General features: G+C 62.6%; 17 protein-coding genes. 4 read left to right on the top strand and 13 right to left on the bottom strand.

Annotated elements, in window-relative coordinates:
• Window positions 1-134 precede the first annotated feature (134 nt).
• Entirely contained in the window at window positions 135-1,136 is a 1,002-nt protein-coding gene (locus NKI47_RS05305) for a KpsF/GutQ family sugar-phosphate isomerase (RefSeq protein ID WP_023675389.1), read from the top strand.
• A 7-nt stretch (window positions 1,137-1,143) separates the two neighbouring features.
• On the opposite strand, the gene NKI47_RS05300 is transcribed toward NKI47_RS05305, so the two are convergent.
• The 7 genes from NKI47_RS05300 to NKI47_RS05270 form a co-directional block, all read right to left on the bottom strand.
• The gene (locus NKI47_RS05300) at window positions 1,144-1,608 is read right to left on the bottom strand and encodes an NfeD family protein (protein WP_352454064.1); all 465 of its coding nucleotides are present in this window, start codon (window positions 1,606-1,608) and stop codon (window positions 1,144-1,146) included.
• A 10-nt stretch (window positions 1,609-1,618) separates the two neighbouring features.
• Entirely contained in the window at window positions 1,619-2,569 is a 951-nt protein-coding gene (locus tag NKI47_RS05295; protein ID WP_352588111.1) for an SPFH domain-containing protein, read from the bottom strand.
• Window positions 2,570-2,700: 131 nt separating this feature from the next.
• A complete protein-coding gene (hemH, locus tag NKI47_RS05290) occupies window positions 2,701-3,765 on the bottom strand; it encodes a ferrochelatase (protein ID WP_352588108.1) in 1,065 nt (354 codons plus the stop codon).
• Window positions 3,766-3,915: 150 nt separating this feature from the next.
• Window positions 3,916-5,943 (bottom strand): 5'-nucleotidase C-terminal domain-containing protein, encoded by a 2,028-nt coding sequence (locus NKI47_RS05285; RefSeq protein WP_352588105.1) that lies wholly within the window; start codon window positions 5,941-5,943, stop codon window positions 3,916-3,918.
• A gap of 190 nt (window positions 5,944-6,133) precedes the next feature.
• Window positions 6,134-6,508 (bottom strand): outer membrane lipoprotein Omp10, encoded by a 375-nt coding sequence (omp10, locus tag NKI47_RS05280; RefSeq protein WP_023720183.1) that lies wholly within the window; start codon window positions 6,506-6,508, stop codon window positions 6,134-6,136.
• Window positions 6,509-6,695: 187 nt separating this feature from the next.
• Entirely contained in the window at window positions 6,696-8,141 is a 1,446-nt protein-coding gene (locus NKI47_RS05275; protein WP_352588102.1) for a homospermidine synthase, read from the bottom strand.
• A 447-nt stretch (window positions 8,142-8,588) separates the two neighbouring features.
• Window positions 8,589-9,638, bottom strand: coding sequence for a LacI family DNA-binding transcriptional regulator (locus NKI47_RS05270; protein ID WP_352588099.1), 1,050 nt, complete (start codon window positions 9,636-9,638; stop codon window positions 8,589-8,591).
• A 302-nt stretch (window positions 9,639-9,940) separates the two neighbouring features.
• Between NKI47_RS05270 and NKI47_RS05265 the strand changes: the two genes are divergently transcribed.
• Together NKI47_RS05265 and NKI47_RS05260 are read left to right on the top strand one after the other, a co-directional pair.
• The gene (locus NKI47_RS05265; RefSeq protein ID WP_352588096.1) at window positions 9,941-10,117 is read left to right on the top strand and encodes a MoaF-related domain-containing protein; all 177 of its coding nucleotides are present in this window, start codon (window positions 9,941-9,943) and stop codon (window positions 10,115-10,117) included.
• A gap of 15 nt (window positions 10,118-10,132) precedes the next feature.
• Complete coding sequence (locus NKI47_RS05260) at window positions 10,133-10,576, top strand: hypothetical protein (RefSeq protein ID WP_352588093.1); 444 nt, start codon at window positions 10,133-10,135, stop codon at window positions 10,574-10,576.
• A gap of 98 nt (window positions 10,577-10,674) precedes the next feature.
• Here NKI47_RS05260 and NKI47_RS05255 read toward each other — a convergent pair whose 3' ends face one another.
• The 6 genes from NKI47_RS05255 to NKI47_RS05230 all read right to left on the bottom strand — a co-directional run bounded on the left by NKI47_RS05255 (window position 10,675) and on the right by NKI47_RS05230 (window position 16,856).
• A complete protein-coding gene (locus NKI47_RS05255) occupies window positions 10,675-11,613 on the bottom strand; it encodes a heme-dependent oxidative N-demethylase family protein (RefSeq protein WP_352568133.1) in 939 nt (312 codons plus the stop codon).
• Window positions 11,610-11,897, bottom strand: a complete 288-nt coding sequence (locus NKI47_RS05250) for a YciI family protein (RefSeq protein ID WP_352454072.1) — start codon at window positions 11,895-11,897, stop codon at window positions 11,610-11,612. Before NKI47_RS05250 ends, NKI47_RS05255 begins: the two co-directional genes overlap by 4 nt.
• Window positions 11,898-11,914: 17 nt before the next feature.
• On the bottom strand, window positions 11,915-12,577 hold the full coding sequence (locus NKI47_RS05245) for an aminotransferase class IV family protein (protein WP_352588089.1): 663 nt from the start codon (window positions 12,575-12,577) through the stop codon (window positions 11,915-11,917).
• Entirely contained in the window at window positions 12,526-13,677 is a 1,152-nt protein-coding gene (locus tag NKI47_RS05240; RefSeq protein WP_352588086.1) for an aminodeoxychorismate synthase component I, read from the bottom strand. Before NKI47_RS05240 ends, NKI47_RS05245 begins: the two co-directional genes overlap by 52 nt.
• Window positions 13,678-13,832: 155 nt before the next feature.
• Complete coding sequence (locus tag NKI47_RS05235) at window positions 13,833-14,630, bottom strand: helix-hairpin-helix domain-containing protein (RefSeq protein WP_352588083.1); 798 nt, start codon at window positions 14,628-14,630, stop codon at window positions 13,833-13,835.
• Window positions 14,631-15,020: 390 nt separating this feature from the next.
• Complete coding sequence (locus NKI47_RS05230) at window positions 15,021-16,856, bottom strand: M3 family oligoendopeptidase (RefSeq protein ID WP_352588080.1); 1,836 nt, start codon at window positions 16,854-16,856, stop codon at window positions 15,021-15,023.
• Window positions 16,857-17,008: 152 nt separating this feature from the next.
• On the opposite strand from NKI47_RS05230, the gene NKI47_RS05225 reads away from it, so the two are divergent.
• Window positions 17,009-18,571 carry a sigma-54-dependent transcriptional regulator gene (locus tag NKI47_RS05225; protein ID WP_352588077.1) on the top strand — a complete coding sequence of 521 codons (1,563 nt, stop codon included), beginning with the start codon at window positions 17,009-17,011 and terminating at the stop codon, window positions 18,569-18,571.
• The last annotated feature ends 71 nt before the right edge of the window (window positions 18,572-18,642 follow it).

Raw genomic sequence — 18,642 nt, 5'->3', positions numbered from 1 at the left:
GCGGCGCACGCGCGCCATACTTACGAAACCGTAAATGGGGATGGTTAACGGAGCGTTGAGGCATGGCCCGTCAGGAGGTTCGGGACGGCAATTCCGTTGGACAGGCGCGCGCCGAAGCGCTAATCGCATCGTCCATGGACGTGAAATCCCCAGACAGGAAGCGGCATGACGGGCAGGCCGCGATTGCCTCGGCGCTGAGAACCGTGGCGACGGAGCAGGCCGGCGTCGCGGCACTGGCAGACGCTCTCGAAAACGGGCTGGCCGAGCCGTTCGCACGAGCCGTCGGCATGGTGTCGCAGATCGATGGCCGCGTCATCGTCACCGGGGTCGGCAAAAGCGGCCATATCGGCTCGAAGATCGCCGCAACGCTCGCCTCGACCGGCACGCCGGCCTTCTTCGTCCACCCTGCCGAAGCCAATCACGGCGACCTTGGCATGATCGCCAGAAACGACGCCATAATCGCGCTTTCGTGGTCGGGCGAAAGCCTTGAGCTCAAGGGCATCATCGCCTATTCGAGGCGCTTCTCGATCCCGCTGGTCGCGGTCACCGCGGGTGAAAAATCGGCTCTGGCGCGCGCGGCCGACGTTGTGCTTCTGCTGCCGCGAGCACCGGAAGCCTGCCCGCACGGGCTTGCGCCGACGACCTCGACACTATTGCAAATGGTGATGGGCGATGCGCTGGCCATCGCGCTCCTCGAGGCACGCGGCTTCACCCCGGACCATTTCCGCACGTTCCATCCCGGCGGCCAGCTCGGAGCCAACCTGACGCAGATCCGCGAGATCATGCATGTCGGCGACAGGCTGCCGCTGGTGTCGTCAGGTACCGGCATGCGCGAGGCAATCCTCGAATTGTCGCGCAAGGGGTTTGGCTGCGTGGCCGTGACTGCCGCGGACGGCAAGCTGATCGGCATCATCACCGATGGCGACATCAGGCGCCATATCGGCAGCGATCTCCTGGCAATGAGCGTCGATCAGGTGATGACCAGAGAGCCGAAAATGGCCGCGCCCGACACGCTTGTTGCGACGGCGCTGCAGACGATCAACGACTCGGCTATCACCAGCCTGATGGTGGTCGAAGGCAGGCGGCCGATCGGGCTCGTCCATCTGCACGATCTGCTGCGCATCGGTGCTGCCTAGCGGGCTTCTAGACCGCCTCGACCGTCAGTTCCAGGTCGGTATCAGCGGCGCCCGTCACGCGCACTTGCGTGCCGGCCGGCAGGTCAGGGCCGGAGACGCGCCACAACGTGTCGCCCAGCTTTATGCGGCCGCGCCCGTCCTTGATCGGCTCGGCAAGGGTCGCCGTCCGGCCGACCATCTGTGCGCCGCGACGGTTGAGCAGGGGCTGGTCGGTTTCATCATGGCGCCCGCCCACCAGCCGCTTGCCGACATAGGCCGAGACCAGCGACAGCGCGAGGAAGGCGAGGACCTGGACTTGCCAGGTCCAGAAACCGGCATCCCAGATGAGCAGTGAGACGACGCCGATCAACAGCGCGGCAATGCCGATCCACAGCATGAAAATGCCCGGCGCGATGACCTCCATTACCAGCAGGACGAAGCCGAGGACCATCCAGCTCCACGGGCCGAGTTCGGAAACAATGCGGTCGAGCATGGCTGTGGCCTCAGGTTTCGCTCGGACGAACGACCGGCGGGCGGGCGGCCCGTCGTGCGGCACCGGCGGTGCCTTCGCTTCGGAAAACTTCCTTGGCGATTTCGCCAATACCGCCGAGCGTGCCGATCAGCGATGAGGCCTCCATCGGCATCAGCACGAGCTTGCTATTTGTCGCTGAGCCGATCCTGGTCAGCGCTTCGGTGTATTTCAGCGCGACGAAGTAGTTGAGCGCCTGCACGTCGCCTTTGGAAATCGCCTCCGACACCACCTGCGTGGCGCGTGCTTCAGCCTCGGCCGAGCGCTCGCGCGCCTCGGCATCGCGGAACGCGGCTTCCTTGCGGCCTTCGGCCTCCAGGATCTGCGATTGCTTGAGGCCTTCGGCGGCGAGGATCTGCGCGCGCTTATTGCGCTCGGCCATCATCTGTCGGCCCATCGATTCGACGAGATTGGCCGGCGGGTTGATGTCCTTGATCTCGACACGAGTGATCTTGATGCCCCAGGGATGCGCCGCCTCGTCAACGACGCGCAGCAGGCGCTCGTTGATGGCGTCGCGGTTCGACAAAAGTTCGTCGAGGTCCATCGAGCCCATCACGGTGCGGATGTTGGTCATCGTGAGATTGAGAATCGCATTCTGCAGGCCGGAGACCTGGTAGGCGGCCTGCGCCGCGTTGAGCACCTGATAGAAGGCGATGCCATCGACGGCAACGGTGGCATTGTCGCGGGTGATGATCTCCTGCGTCGGAACGTCGAGCACCTGCTCCATCATGTTCATCTTGGCGCCGACACGGTCGACGAAAGGCACGATCAGGTTGAGGCCTGGGTTCAATGTCTTGGTGTAACGGCCAAAACGTTCGACGGTATAATTATAGCCTTGCGGAATTGTTCGGATGCCCTTGATAAGCACCAGCACGACAAGGGCGACAAGAACAAGAAGCGCGATATCAAAACCACTGAAACCCATTTGGCTCTCCCCTCAAAGGCCGGCCATGTTGGATATTCCACGCGACCGATTCCCATCAAACACTTAAGTGTGTTTCAGCAATGTTACAATCAGGTGATCACGGATTGCGGGTGCATAGACGGGTAATCTGTTCAGGCCCAGCCGGACAGCTCGCGCCGCACCATCGCCTCGATCACCGCCATGCCCTCGGCACTGTCGTTGAGGCAAGGGATGTGTGCGAACTTCTCGCCGCCGGCATGATGGAAGGTCTCGGACGCTTCCCTGCCGATCTCGTCCAGCGTCTCGATGCAGTCGACGGAAAATCCTGGATTGACGATGGCGACCGATTTCACGCCTTCGCGCCCTAGTCTTTCGACCGTCTTGTCGGTGTAGGGCTGCAGCCACTCCTGCGCGCCGAAGCGCGACTGGAAGGTGGTAATCAGCTTGTTTTCATCCCAGCCGAGCTTTTCGCGCAGCAGTCGGGTCGTCTCGAGGCAATGGGCCTGGTAGGGGTCGCCCTTGTCGGAATAGGGTTTCGGAATGCCGTGATAGGAAGCGATGACAATTTCCGGTTCGAAGTCGAGGCTCGCCAGATGCTTTTCGATCGAACGGGCGAGCGCCTCGATATAGGCCGGCTCGTTGTAATAGGGTGGCACGCTGCGAATGGCCGGGGCGCGGCGCATCTTCATCAGCGCGCGAAACAGCTGGTCGTTGGCAGTCGCAGTCGTCGTCGCCGAATATTGCGGATAGAGCGGGAAAGACAGGATGCGGTCGCAGCCTTGCTCGACCAGTCTCTCGGCCACGCTCTCGGTCGAAGGGTTGCCGTAGCGCATCGCCCAGTCGACGACGACATTGGGTAGCTCGCCGAGCGCGAGCGCGAGCTTCTCGGCCTGGGCGCGGGTGTAGGTTCGCAGCGGCGACTCGTTGCGCTCCCGGTTCCATATCCTGGCATAGTTGGCCCCTGATTTCTTCGGCCGGGTGGTGAGGACCACGCCGTAGAGGATCGGATACCAGATCGCCTTGTTGAGCTCGATGACGCGCGGATCGGACAGGAACTCCCGGAGGTAGCGCCACATCGGCTTGAAGCCGGTGCCGTCCGGGGTGCCGAGATTGATCAGCATGACACCGACCTTGCCGGTCCTGACCAGAGGGCGCCCTGCCGACGGCGAGGCGGCAGTCTTCTCGGCTTTGATTTCAGCAGGGTTGGCAAGCGTCATGAGGTTCTCCAACACCGCGAACCAACGGTGCCGCGGCGAAAGTAGCGATGCCGCGCCGGTTTTCAAATGCTGCGTCTGGCCGCACCTTATCCCAGAAATGCAAGACCCGCCCGGTCTGCCGGGCGGGTGCATTGCGTTCCTGCGGCCGGATTACTTCGAGGCCGCCGGGATCGTCAAGGTTGCGCCGACCGGAAGGCGGCGTGGCTCGTAGGCTTTGTTGGCATCGGAGATTATTTTCCATTTGGTGCCGTCGCCATAAGCCTTCACCGCGAGATCCCAATAGGTATCGCCGGCGACGATTACATGGCTGCTTTCGGCCGGTGCCGGCTCAGCCGGAGCAGGGGTCGCCGGAGCCGGTGTGGCCGGAGCCGCAGGTGCCGCCGGCTGGGCCGGCTCGGCGGGTGCGGGTGCCGGCGCTGTTTCAGCCGGGACGGCCGGCGGGGTCTTGGAAATGTCGCCGGAGCCGGCCGGCATTTCGGGCATTGCCGGCTCAACGGGCTTTGCCGGCGCAGCCTCAGCAGGTTTTGGCGGTTCGGCAGGGTTGGCAGGTTCTGCGGCCGGGGCCACGGTCGCGGCGATCTCGGTGATGCGGCCGTCGAGCTTCGGCGTATAGGGCCGGTGCGCGCCTAGGTAGTCGGCGACGACCTGTTCCAGCCCCGGGCCGTAATCATAGGCGTTCTTGGCCTTCTCGGCGAACACCTTGTAGCCGTCGCCGCCCTGGCGGACATAGTTGTTGGTGGCGACCAGGTAATCCTTGTCCGGCTTAATCGGCGTCCAGGCGCCGCCTTCCATGACCTCGACCGATTTGACGCGTCCGTTAGGCGGCGCCGATTTGTCGAACGCATATTTCAGGCCGGCAACCTGCGGGAAGCGCCCGGCGCCGTCCTCGACCTGGCTGAGGCCGCTTTCGAGGCCGGCAACCAAATCCTTGCCGGAGATCTGGAAGGTCGCCAGCGTATTCTGAAACGGCAGGACGGTGAGAACCTCGCCCATGGTGACGGTGCCCTGGTCGATGGAGGCGCGCAAGCCGCCGCCATTCGAGATGACGATCTCGACACCTTGGCCCTTGACCCGGTCGAGGACGGCGTCGGAGACCAGATTGCCCATCTCGCATTCGCGGGCGCGGCAGTTTTCACGACTGCCGTCGATCGCCTTGGTGGTCTCGGCGACTTCCTTGTTCTTCAAGGCCTCGATCGGCGCGCCGAGTTCCTTGATGCGGGCAAGCACGGCGGGGTCGGGCGTGATCGATTTGTCGAGATGGATGGGATCGCCGCTTGCCTCCTTGACGACGCCGTTGTCGTCGAACACGACCTTGAACTCGCCGAGATATTTCGAATAGGACGCCGCCTGCACGACCGGCACTTTGTAACCGTCCGGATTGTCGACCATCGTCGGATATGGGCCTTCCGCCTTGGGGTCGGTGTTGGACAGCAGCGAATGGCTGTGGCCGCCGACCACCACGTCGATGCCCGGGATCTTGGCGATCACGTCGCGCTCGCGCTTGTAGCCGATATGGGTGACCGCGATGATCTTGTTGACGCCCTCTCGCTTCAGTTTCTCGACCTCAGCGGTGATCGACTTGACGTCGTCTTCGATGGCAATGTTCGGGCCAGGGGTGGCAAGCTCCGGCGTGTCGTTGGTGACCGCGCCGACGATGCCGATCTTCTGGCCGCCGACCTCGACCACGATCGACGGCTTGACGCGGTCGCCGAGCTTGGATTGCGCATTGGCCTTCACATTGGCGCCGAGCACCGGAAACTGGATCATGTCGAGAAACGGCGCCAGCGCCGACTCGCCATCGTCGAACTCATGGTTGCCCAGAGCCTCGGCATCGAATTTCATCTGGTTGAGGAATTCGCCTTCGGTCTTGCCTTTGTAGGTCGTGTAGAAGAGCGAGCCCTGGAAATTGTCGCCGGCGCTGAGCAGCAGCACGTTCTGGCCTTCCAGCTTCTTGCGCTCCTGCGCGATAGCGGTGACCAGGCGGGCGGCGCCGCCGACGCATTCGCCCTTGGTCTCCTCCTCGGCCGAGCAGGTCGATTCGTACTTGTTGTTGCTCTCGATGCGGCTATGCCAGTCGTTGATGTGCAGGATGTTGAGCGTGTAGTCGGCAAAGGATACCCCTGCCGACAGGCCAAGCGCCGATGCCGACAGCGCGGCGATGGCAGCAATCTTCTTCATTCTCGTCTCCCGGATAACCTGACCAGAGGCGTTTAACGCTCTTGTTTGACTGGGATGTAACAGCCCTCTTGGGCTATGTTCACATCGTGTTTCAGTCGATGCAAGCGGAAATCGGCATCAGCTTTGCCGGCGCAAGAAGACGGCGGCTTGAAGCCGCCGCCCTTGTGCAAAGTAAATTCGGAATCGGATTTCAGGTGCGCCTGGTCAGCACAAAATTCTGCCCGCTCGCGCTGGTGCAATTGAGCTGGCTGGTGGAGACCATCAGGCAGTTGAAGCTGATCGGCGTCTGGCGGATCAGCGAAGTGCCATGGATCTCGACCGAGGTGCCGCCGGTCATGGTGTAGCTGCCATCGGCAAGCTTCTGGCCGGTGTCGGTTGCGACGGTCGCGAAGCTGCCGCCCTTGAAGGTGGACAAGCCCGTGCCCTGCGCGTCGATCCAGGAGCCTTCAACCCCCTTGGCCGTGATCACCGGCGGCTCGCCTGGGCCGGTTGTCGTGCAGGCCGCCAACGCGACCGTAGCGGCCGCGGCAATGCCAGCCGAAAGCAGTCTTTGCGCAATCGTCATCTTCAAGATCCTCTCCTCTCGCATCGGCCCGAAAATCGATCCGATTTTCGGAAAGCACGATGCGCACATTCAAAGTGCTAGAGCGTACTTTGTGCGTCCAAATGGACGCACGTCGCTCTGGGCCGCCCCTCTTCAATCGCCCGATTTCCGGGCGATTGCAAGCTGGCGGAGTGTCGAGGCAACGCTGCTATGGAACGAGGATGTTGCGGAATTGCCACGGGTCTTTGGTGTCGAGATCCTCGGGAAACAGACCAGGCCGATTGTCGAGCGGTGTCCAGTCGGTATAATAGCTCCTGACCGGCCCGAGATAGGGGCCCTGCACGTCGAGGCAGCGCTTGTAATCCATCTCGTCGGCCTCGACGATGCCGGCCTCGGGATTTTCCAGCGCCCAGACCATGCCGGCCAGCACCGCCGACGTGACCTGCATGCCGGTGGCGTTCTGACAGGGCGCCAGCTTGCGCGCCTCGGCCAGCGACAGCTGCGAGCCATACCAGTAGGCGTTCTTGGCGTGGCCGTAGAGCAGCACGCCGAGTTCGTCGACGCCATCGACCAGTTCATTTTCGTCGAGCACGTGATGCACGGGCTGAGCCTTGCCGGCGACACCGAACATCTCGTGCAGCGACAGCACTGCGTCGTTGCAGGGATGATAGGCGTAATGGCAGGTCGGCCGGTATTGCACCTTGCCCTTCTTGCCGCGCAAGGTGAAAAAATCGGCGATCGAGATCGCTTCGTTGTGTGTCACCAGGAAACCGTATTGCGGGCCGGGCGTCGGACACCATGTGCGCACGCGTGTATTGGCGCCGGGCTGCTCCAGATAGATCGCGGCCTTCGAACCGTGCTTGTGGCTTTTGGCGTTCTTCGGCATCCACGCCTCATGCGTGCCCCAGCCGAGCTCGGCCGGCTGCAGCCCTTCCGAAATGAAGCCTTCGACCGACCAGGTGTTCCAGAACACGTTCATCGGCTTGGGCTTCTTGGTGCGCTGGGTGTCGCGCTCGGCGATATGGATGCCCTTGACGCCGGCCTTCTTCATCAGCCTGGCCCAGCCTTCGCGATCGTGCTGCGCGGGTTCCGAGAAGTCGAGGCCAAGATCTGTGGCGAGATTGACCAGTGCCTGCTTGACGAACCACGAGACCATGCCCGGATTGGCGCCGCAGCACGAGATCGCCGTGGTGCCGCCAGGGTTCTTCGCGATTTCAGTGCGTACGGTCTCGCGCAGCGCATAGTTGGTGCGTGAGGCGTTGTCGGCCTTTTCGTCGAAATAAAAGCCGAGCCAGGGCTCGACCACCGTGTCGATATAGAGGACACCAAGCTTGCGGCAGAGCTTCATCAACTCGAGCGAGGAAGTGTCGACCGACAGGTTGACGCAAAAGCCCTGGCCGCCGCCATTGGTCAAAAGCGGTGTCAGCAGCTTCTTGTAGTTCTTTTTGGTCACCGCATCCTGCATGAAGGTGATACCGCGCTCGTCGAGCAATTTACGATCGGTGTCGCGCGGGTCGATGACCGTCATGCGCGACTTGTCGAATTTGAAATGGCGCTCGATCAGCGGCAGCGTTCCCCGTCCGATCGAGCCGAAGCCGATCATCACGACAGGGCCGGTGATCTCACCGTAAACGGGCCAGTTTTCATTCGCCATTTATCGATTACTCCCTCAAAAAACGCTTCGGAACAGCGGCTTGGCCGCGGCGCGACAAACCATAGATCATTGTCACAATAAAGCGAAAAGCGGACGGCCGGCGTTACACCGCGCCATCCCGGCTACGGCTCGACCAGTCTTGCGAATTCAGGCTTGAAGAGGTCACGTGCCTCGGAGACCGGCAGGTCCAGCAGATCGTCGGCGCAGGCCTCGGCTCCGCCTCAGCTGCTATCGACAGTACCAGGATCGCGGCCATGAACGTGACCGGCCTGCCAAGATGCTGGATCATTGTTCCCCCAAGCCACAAGTTACAGTTGTCTTCCGCCGACAGTCACGGTCGGCTGTCAGGCCCTTATAGTCAAGTTGTGCCCCGTTCAGTGCCAGACGCTGCTCAGCGAAAAGACGCTGCCAGCGCCGCCCCAGATGCGGATGGCGCATCCGCGCGTTTCAGCGGATTTTTGCCCTCGGCGCGGCTGTGGAGGCTCGAACCACCAGTTCTACCGGCAGAACGACCTGGCGGGGGGCTTCATTGTCAATAACCATTCGGGCGGCAAGCCTGCCTTTTCCGATCACGTCTTGCGCCACAGTGGTCATCGGAGGCGTGGTGCGTGCGGATTCAGCGGTCCCATCGAAGCCAACGACCGATACGTGGCCCGGCACGTCGATGCCGCGGCGAACCGCCTCGTCCAGTATTGTGATCGCCTGCCAATCCGACATGGTCAGGATCGCGGTTGCTTCAGGCGCCCTGTCGAACACCACTGCTCCGGCAGATGGCTCGCCTGGGATCGTCTCGATGATCGGGACATCGTCGATCGACAAATTCGCCTCCGCCAAACCCTGTTTGAAACCGTCGAGCCTTTCATCGTCGAGCGGGAAGCCGGCCAGAAGCGGGCGCGTTGCCTGTCCGGGCATGTGGACAATCGGTGGGCCGGGAGTCCGTCGCACCGAAAGGATGGCAAAATGCCGGTGCCCCAGCCCGGTCAAATGCCGGACGGCAGCTACCGCGCCGCTCCAGCCGTCGATCTTTATCGAATTGATGTCGGGACCTGCGTCGCTTTCGAGAATGACGAAGGGCAGACGCCGTCTCTGGACCGAAATTATGAGACCGATATCGGCGCTGTGACCAAGGATAAAGCCGTCAACCAGCGCATCGCGGATGCTGGCGAAGCGCGTGTCATCGGTGCCGTTTACAAGGCTGAGCGTCGTTCCAGCCTCGTCGCAGGCGAGCGAAACGCCGAGCACCAGCTCGCGGCCATAGGGGCTTCTCATCACTTCGGAGATGGCGTAGGCGCCAGGCGGCATGAACCCGATGGCATTGAACTTGCCGTGCCGCAGCAATCGTCCTTTCGGATCGGGGCCGCCAAACCCGAGCGCTCGCGCGGCCGCTTCGACGCGCTCGCGCAATTCGGGCCTGACCAGCTCCGGCCGGTTGAAGACGTTGGAGACAGTCCCCCGGGAAACTCCGGCAGCCTTGCCGACATCGGCTAGGGTTGGCATTGGCCATTCACTCGTTTTTCCTGAGGTAGACCATTTTTTGGAGCGCTCCAAGAATTTTATTGACTCAAAACCGAAATAGGCCGATCGTATATTCGGAATGTTTATGCGACTGCGACACCGAGAATCGTCAAATGGCGTGGCCGCAGCGGCCATGCCAAGGAGAGGATGATGGCAGAAACCGATGCTTTTCCAGCTTCGCTCGTCGGCAAGACTTTCGACTGCGTTTTCGGCCCCTTCGTACCACGGCTGACGTTTTTCTCGCCGCAGGAATTGCATATCCAGGCGTCGATCGGGACCACGAGGTGGTCAAGGTCGACCTGACCAGCGTACACCCGAATCTCGCGAGTTGGACGGAGCAGAGCGGCAACTTCATCGTGCAGTTGCAGGATCACGAGAAGGGGATCGTCCATAATTATGCGCGGCTGGCCGATGGGCAGCTCTTCTGTGCCCAGGGGGCCATTCAAGCCGTTCCGGCGTGAGGGGAGGAAAATGCGATGGAACTCGCTTATGACAGTCATCTGCTTGCCCGAATTCTGCTGAGCGTCGCGACCGCGGGTTACGGTGTAGCGACGATCAAAGCCGACTTGAACGCCACACATGCAACCAATCCGTTGTGGACCCCACACGCCCGGTTTCATGTCGTCTGGCAGGTGCTGAGCTACACCGGAGTGGCGCTGATTGCGCTCGGACTTATCTGGATCAAGGGACAACTCGAAGCCGAGCGGCTCTATCTCGCCGGGGGATTGGCCGCGGCTATGTATGGAGCATTCTTCGCGGCCATGCTCTCGCGGCCGATCTATGGCGGCGTGCTGTATGACGAGAACGGCTATCTGCCGTTCCGGCCGCCGTTTGGACCGGCGGGCTGGCGGTGGGACGTCAACGTCACCGTCTTTACCGCGATGTCCGCGATCCTGCTGCTGGGCCTGGCTGCGATTTAGGGCAATTCCAGGAAAGGTGTGAAACGGTTTTCCGTCCGGGATTGCGCAGAAACAAAGAGATAGAGCGGTTCGGCGTTTCCGTGAGACGATGAACTGCTCTAGGACAGCGCCAGCGCCCTGAGCCACGCGACCAGCCGGTCACGGTCGGCGGTCATCCCCTTGTAGTCGAGTTGTGCCTCGTCCAGCGCCAGAAGTTGTTCGGCCAAGGACGCCGCGAGCGCCGCGCGGTCGGGGTGGCGTTCCAGCACGGCGAGCGGGTCGAGATGGATGCGGATGGTGAAGAGTACGTCGCCCGAAACGGGGAGCTTTCTCAGCGTCTGCCGCTCGACCCGGATAAAGACATGGGCGTCGATGTCGCCGTCCGGGAATCTCGACGGGCGACTGCTGGCGCGGTCGATACGTTCGAGGTTGGAGAGCGGATGGTAGAGCGCGTCGCCCGCCTGGATCGACCAGTTGTAGCGCTCGACGGCTTGGCCCTGGAGGCCGTCGAACATGCGGTTGATGAGATCGGCCGGGCGTGTGCCCGGGCCGAAACCCGGTACCGGCGCGTGGATCTGCTGCAGCGGCTTGCCGAATTTTTCGATCAGCGACCATGACGAGGGGAAGCAGAGCGAGCCGGCCGCCAGACGCCAGCCGCTGTCGTCGCGGCGCATCAGGATCAAATCCTCCTGCACAAGCAGCGAGGCCGCGACAAGCGGCGCATCGCTGAAAGAAGCTGCGGTGCCCGAGCCTTCGAGATCGTCGGTGCCGCCGATCGCCTCGATCGCATTGTCGGTACGCCTGTGGGTCTCAGGAAAGTTCGCCGCCAGATGCGCACCGAGCAGATCGAGCACTTCGCGCTGGGCGTCGCGCGTTGCTTGCTCCTCGACAAAAACCTTGTCGGGAATTTCCGCGTAAAGCCGGCGTTTCTCGGCAAGATAGGGCAGCAGATATTCGTCGACCTCGATCCAGCTATCGAGATTGAGCGGCTTCAGCCCGATGGTGAACAGTTTCGACGAGCCGTCATAGGGTGTGTGGGTCGGTGTGCGGAAACTCATGCTTCTTTGTAGGCTTCCAGTGCGGCGGCGGCCATTCTCGCCGTGAATTCGGTGATTTCGTAATCGGCGGCACCTGCCTTGGCGAAGGGATCGTCCGCCAGTCTGGCATCGAGTTCCTCGCGTGGACCGCGCGCGATGATGATGCCGCCGGTCCTTGGCCGCTTTGGCCCGGAGGCGACAAAGATACCTTGCGCATAGCAGGCCTTCAGCCACTCGACATGCGCTTGCTGCAGGCAGTCGATCTCGGTCAGCGGCACCTTGTAGTTCAGCGAAACCACGAACATTGTTGTCTCCAGATGCTTCAGCCCAGCCGCGCCGGGATCAATCCGCGCAGCGAGTTGCCGACGAACAGCGCCTTGGCCGATTGCAGTTCGTTCCACGTGTAGAGCGCTTCACCGGCGCGGCCTTGATCCAGCAGTTCGCCGCGCAGGACGCCAGGCAGCAGGCCGCAATCGAGCCGCGGCGTGGCCAGCACGCCGTCGCCGAAATCGGCAAAGACGTTGGTGATCGTGCCCTCGCAGATTTCGCCGCGCTCATTGGCGAGCAGCACCTCGTCGGCGCGGCTGGCGAGATATTCGGCGCGGGCGCGCGTATAGGGTTGTCGGCGGCTGATCTTGTGACGCAGCAGCGTGTCGCTCGAATCAAGCCGCACCCGTGCCAGTTGAAGTGTCCAGACCTTGTCTGCGGCGAGCGGCTCGTAAGGCTGCGCCGAAACCGCGACTTCGCCCTTGCGCGACAGGACGAGGCGAGTGCGCAATGCGATGTGCTCGCGGCCGACCGCATTCATCAGCGCTTCGCCGACCCTTTGCGGATCGCAGGCGAAACCGAGTTCGCTTGCCGAGCCGTAGAGCCGCGCGAGATGGCGGTCGAAACGGAGGAAACCCGAGCCGGGTTCCCAGCGCATTGTTTCGATCAGTTCGAAATCGGCAGTGTTCCCGTCGCGAAACGGGCTTTCAGCAGACACTCCTGGTACTCCTCTTCGGCTGTCGAATCGAAGACGACGCCACCGCCGACATTGTAGACCGCCTCGCCATTGGCAAAGAGCGAGATGGTGCGGATCGCCACGGAAAAGCGCATCCGGCCGCCGGGCGCGATCCAGCCTATGGCGCCGCAATAGACATCGCGCGGGCCACTTTCCAGCTCGCGCAGGATCTCCATGGCGCGGATCTTCGGTGCGCCGGTAATCGAGCCGCAGGGGAACAGCGCGGCGAAAATCTGGCGGATGGCGAGGCCGGGCAAGAGTTTCGCCCGCACACGGCTCACCATCTGGTGGACGGTCGGGTAGCTCTCGATGCGGAAAAGCTCCGGCACATCGAGCGTGCCAACCTCGCTGATCAGTGAAATATCGTTGCGCAGGAGATCGACAATCATCCGGTTCTCGGCCTGGTTCTTCTCGTCGTTGCGCAAGAACGCTTTCAGGCGATCGTCCTCGGCTTTTGTTGCCCCGCGCGGCGCGGTGCCCTTCATGGGATGCGTCTCGATCATGCCTTCCGCGTCCACCTCGAAGAACAGTTCGGGCGAACGCGACAAGACGATCGGATCGCCGAGCGCGACCAGGGCCCCATACTTCACCGGCTGGCGTTCGGTCAGCGCGTTGAAGGCGACCAGCGGATCGCCCGACCATTGCGCATGGACCGGAAAGGTCAGATTGCCCTGGTAGCAGTCGCCCTTGCGGATGTGGTCATGCAGCCTGGCAAAGCGTTTGGCGTAGTCGTCCGAAGACCAGGCTGCCTTGGCGTCGAAGATTGGGCCGTTGCTAGCCGGCAGATCGCCTGGCGCGACCGTCTCCTCGACCGGCGCATCGAACACGCCGAGGCAGAAAAGCGGGGCGCGGCGGCCGGCCGGCAGCAGCGGAACGAGCTTGGGTTCGAGCAGGTAACCGGCCTCGTAGGAGAAATAACCGGCCAGCCATTTGCCGCCGTCATGTGCAGCCTGCGCGGCTTCCAGCGCCGGCAAAAAATCCGCCTCGCCATGCGCTGCGATTATCTCGGCCGGCCGGTCGAAAACGAGCTGCCGCGCGGTCTCGTCGTTCCTGAAAATTGCAAAGGGCAGGGGCAGGGACATAAGGCTCGGATGCTGCGGTCACCAGCGATCGATCTATATGGGGGCTCGACCGTGCGCAATCGAGGGAACGGCGTCTCAAGACGCAAAGGCGCGGCGGCAAAAACAAAAGCGGCGCCAGTGGGCGCCGCCTTGTTCAAGATGCCGCCTGCGATGGATCAGGTGTTGCTGGCTTCTCCCGCGGTCGGGAAGCGGCGCGCAAATTCCTTTTCGTCGCCGGCGGCAAGCAGTTTCGCCTGCTCGATCCAGCGTTCACGTTCGATACGGCCGTCGAAATTCAACGTCGCCTCGATCCGCTTGACATCGTCGGGCGTCCAGGCGGCGATCTGGGCATAGGTCGTGACCCCAAGCCCTTTGAGCAGCCGCTCGCTGGTCGGGCCGATGCCGATCAGGCGACGCAGATCGTTGGCTTTGCCTGGGGCAGTGGCTGTTGCCTTGCCGGTCGCGGCTTTCTTTGCAGCTGGCGCGGCCTTGCTTGCCGCCGGCGCAGCCTTGCTTGCCGCTGGCGCGGCGCTCGCTTTCGATGCAGGCGGTTTCGGTGTTGCCGCTTTCGCGGCACTTGCGCGTGGCGCGGTCGCGGCCTTCGCCGTTGCAGATTTCTTCGGCGCCGGTTTGGCCGGTGCGGATGTCGACATCAGCGTTGACGGCGCCTGCATCGTCGCCTTGGTCGCGCCGGTCTTGGCGGCTGGCGCCTTGGCTGTTACCGCCTTCGCGGTTGGCGCCTGGGTGGTTTTCGCCTCGCCCAGCCGGCGTTCGAGATCGGCGCGGGCGCGGCCGCATGCATCCAACTCACCGGTCAGACGGTCGCTATCGGCCCGCAATCTGTCGCGTTCGCTGCGCGTGCGGTCTAGATCGCCGCGCAAACTGTCGAGTTCGCCACGCAGGCGTCCCCAAATGAACCAGCCAACCAACACACCTACCAGGAACGCCAGGAGCATGTAGAAAAAAGTGCCCATTGTCTTTCTCTCTCCAGTCCGATCCGTCCGCCCTGGCCTGTAGAGCCATGACCTCGGCGAAGGACCATTCGATGGTGGTTCCGCAATTTGCAGAACAGCCGGCTTCGATCGAGCCGTCGGCGACCGGTTTGCCCCTGGCCAACAGCCGTTGTCGCATCCGCCGACACGCATGACCGGTCGGGATTTTCCGACCGGACCCATTCATGCCCGGCTGAGCTTGAGGGCGGACGCTATCATACAGCTTACGGGAATCTAACGGAAAACTTCCATGGAAAGTTATTTAAGAACAAATATCCAAAACAAGAATAGAACCATCGCCAATATGCATTGCAGCTAAACTGTTCTGGAAAACCCAGTCATCCGGTGTTGCGCATCACCCAGTGTTGCGCATCAATTGTCCAGTGCTTCCAGCTCGTCGATCAGTCCGCTGATCACGCTAAGCCCGATTTGCCAGAAGGCAGGGTCGGCCGCGTCGAGGCCGAATGGTGCCAGAAGCTCGGAATGATGCTTGGTGCCGCCGGCGCGCAGCATGGCAAAATATTTCTCCTGAAAGCCGCGCTCGGCGTTCTGGTAGACCGCGTAGAGCGAGTTCACCAGGCAATCGCCGAATGCATAGGCATAGACGTAGAAAGGCGAGTGGATGAAATGCGGGATATAGGTCCAGAAAATCTCGTACCCTTCGCGCAGCTTGATCGCCGGCCCGAGGCTTTCCGCCTGCACTTCCAACCAGAACTGGCCGAGCTTGTCGGAGGTCAGTTCGCCGCTCCTGCGCTCGGCATGCACTTTGCGCTCGAACTCGTAGAAGGCGATCTGGCGCACGACCGTGTTGATCATGTCCTCGACCTTCTGGGCGAGCATGGCCTTGCGTTCGCGCTTGTCGGTGGTCTGCTCGAGCAGCGAGCGGAAGGTCAGCATTTCGCCGAACACCGATGCGGTTTCGGCCAGCGTCAGCGGCGTCGATGCCATCAGGGCGCCCTGGCCGCCGGCCAGCACCTGGTGCACGCCGTGGCCGAGCTCGTGCGCCAGCGTCATCACGTCGCGCGGCTTGCCCATGTAGTTGAGCAGCACATAGGGATGCGCCGAAGGCACGGTCGGATGCGCGAAGGCGCCAGGCGACTTGCCGGGTCTCACCGGTGCATCGATCCAGTTGCGGTCGAAGAAAGTTCTGGCGATCTCCGCCATGTCGGGCGAAAAGCGCTGGTAGGCGGAAAGCACGGTGTTCTTGGCCTCGTCCCAGCCGATGACCGCCTGTGGGGTCTCGGGCAATGGCGCATTGCGGTCCCAGTGGTTCATCACCTCCATGCCGAGCCAGCGCGCCTTCATCGCGTAATAGCGATGCGACAGGCGTGGATAGGCGTCGCGAACCGCGGCGGCGAGTGCATCCACCACGCTGCGTTCGACACGGTTGGCGAGGTGGCGGGAATCGGCAATGTCCTCGAAGCCGCGCCAGCGGTCAGAAATCTCCTTGTCCTTGGCCAGCGTGTTGGTGACCAGCGTGAAGACGCGCAAATTCTTGCGGAAGGTCGTGGCCAGCGCCTCGGATGCCCGGCGACGCACCTCGCCGTCGGCATCCTGAAGGCGATTGAGTGCCGGCTCCAGCGTCAGCTCCTCGCCGTCGACGTCGAAGCGCAAATCGGTCATCGTCTCGTCGAACAGGCGGTTCCAGGCCCCGCGCCCGGTGATCGATTTTTCATGGAAGAGCTGCTCGATGCGGTCTTCGAGCTGATAGGGCTTGTCCTTGCGCAGATCGAGCACCCAGGGCCGGTAATGGGCGAAGGCCGGATCGGCGGCGAGTGCGGTTTCGATCGCGCTATCGTCGATGAGATTCAGCTCGAGCGCGAAAAACAGCAGGTGCGCGCTGGCATCGGTCATCTTTTCCTGGATGTCGCCATAGAGCTTGGCGCGCTGCGGATCCGACGTGTTGCCGGCATAGACAAGCCCGGCATAGGAGACGATGCGGCCGATCAGCTCCTCCAGCGCTTCATAGGCCTGAAGCGCCTCGCCAAGCCTGCCGGCGCTGCCACGCCCGGCCTCGGCGGCGAGCGTGCCTTTCCAACGGCTCTCGAAGGCGATGGCATCGACGGCGGCCTTGGCGATGTCGCGCTTCAACTCGGGCGCTTCCATGCCCGAATAGAGATCGGCCAGATTCCATTCCGGCAGGTCGCCAAGCTGCGCCACGCCCTGACCGGGCGCCGCCGCCAGCTTTCGAGCAAAAACCATGCGCATTGCCGATCCTTCCAGACACAAAAATTCGAGGAAACGAGAAGCCGGTCAAATCCTAAGGAATTCATTCACCGGGTTTTTTGAAAGCTTATTTAGAACCCTGTGCCAAGATGATCCATAGGGCGCATTCTCGGGCGGGCACGGTCGGATCAGTCATGGCAGCTTCCATACTCATAGTCGATGACGATCCCGTGCAGCGCAGGCTTCTCGAGGCGGCGGTGACGAAATTCGGCCACACCGCGATCGTCGCCGATGGCGGCGAGGCGGGTCTCGAGTTTGTCGACGGACCCAATGCGCGCGACGTGTCGGTGGTCATCCTCGACCTTATGATGCCCGGGCTCGACGGCATCGGCGTGCTGAAGGCGATGCGCGAGCGTGGCATCCACATTCCCGTCATCGTGCAGACCGCGCAGGGCGGCATCGAAACCGTCGTTTCGGCAATGCGTCACGGCGCCTTCGACTTCGTCGTCAAGCCGGCCTCCCCCGACAGGCTGCAGGCGTCGATCGGCAACGCCCTCAAGGTCGAAGCGCTCGAAGGCGAAGTGAAGCGCTCGTCACGACAGCGTGGCGGCCATCTGACATTCAAGGACATGATCACCCACAGTCCGGCGATGGATCGGGTGATCCGGCTCGGCCGCAAGGCGGCGGCGTCCAACATTCCGATCCTGATCGAAGGTGAATCCGGCGTCGGCAAGGAACTGGTGGCGCGCGCCGTCCAGGGCAGCGGCGACCGCCGCTCGAAACCCTTCGTCACCGTCAATTGCGGCGCCATCCCCGACAATCTGGTCGAATCGATCCTGTTCGGGCACGAGAAGGGCTCGTTCACCGGCGCCACCGAAAAACATACCGGCAAGTTCGTCGAAGCGCACACCGGCACGCTGTTCCTTGACGAAATCGGCGACCTGCCGCTCGACGTGCAGGTCAAGCTGTTGCGCGCCGTACAGGACGGCGAGGTCGATCCGGTTGGCGGGCGCTCGACCGTCAGGGTCGACATCAGGCTGATCTCGGCAACCCATCGCAACCTGCTGCAGCAGGTCAAGGACGGCAAGTTCCGCGAGGATCTGTTCTACCGGCTGAACGTCTATCCGATCTTCGTGCCGCCATTGCGCGACCGTCGCGACGACATCCCCTATCTGGTCGAGCACTTCATGGAGAAGGTGGCACCCGCCGATCCGCGCCACCGCCTGCGGGGCATCTCGGCTGCGGCGCTTGTCATGCTGCAGGCCTATGATTGGCCGGGCAATATAAGGCAGCTCGAAAATGCCGTCTTCCGGGCTTCGGTGCTTGCCGACGGCGACATGCTGACCGAAGAAGAGTTCCCGCAGATCCGGGCGCAGGTCGAGGGCACGGTCAATCTCGATGCGGGTATCGCCTTGCCCAATTCAGTGGGGCCAGCTTCAGGGTGGCCAGCTTCTGGAGTGGCTTCGGGCAGCCAGCCGCGTGATAACGTCCCGGCCGCCGTCGGCGTCGCCGCGGCCGAGCCCGATGCACCGGCCAGGCCTCGTTTCGGCACGCTGCGGGCGCTCGACGAGCGCGGCAATGTGCGTGCGCTGGCCGACGTCGAACTCGAAATGATCAAGCTCGCCATCGATCACTATAACGGCCAGATGAGCGAAGTCGCCCGCCGCCTCGGCATCGGCCGGTCGACGCTCTACCGCAAGCTCAAGGAATACGGCATCGACCCGGAAACCGGCCGCGTCGAACGGCTCGCTTCCTGAGTCACAGGGCCAAGCCGGTTCTCATCCGGACATCATTCCACGCAACTGCGCCTCGAAATGATGTGTTCGCC

Source organism: Mesorhizobium sp. M0633, from assembly GCF_040320645.1.
GTDB lineage: Bacteria > Pseudomonadota > Alphaproteobacteria > Rhizobiales > Rhizobiaceae > Mesorhizobium.
Note: the sequence above shows the minus strand (reverse complement) of the source record. Positions and strands in the feature narration are given on the sequence as shown.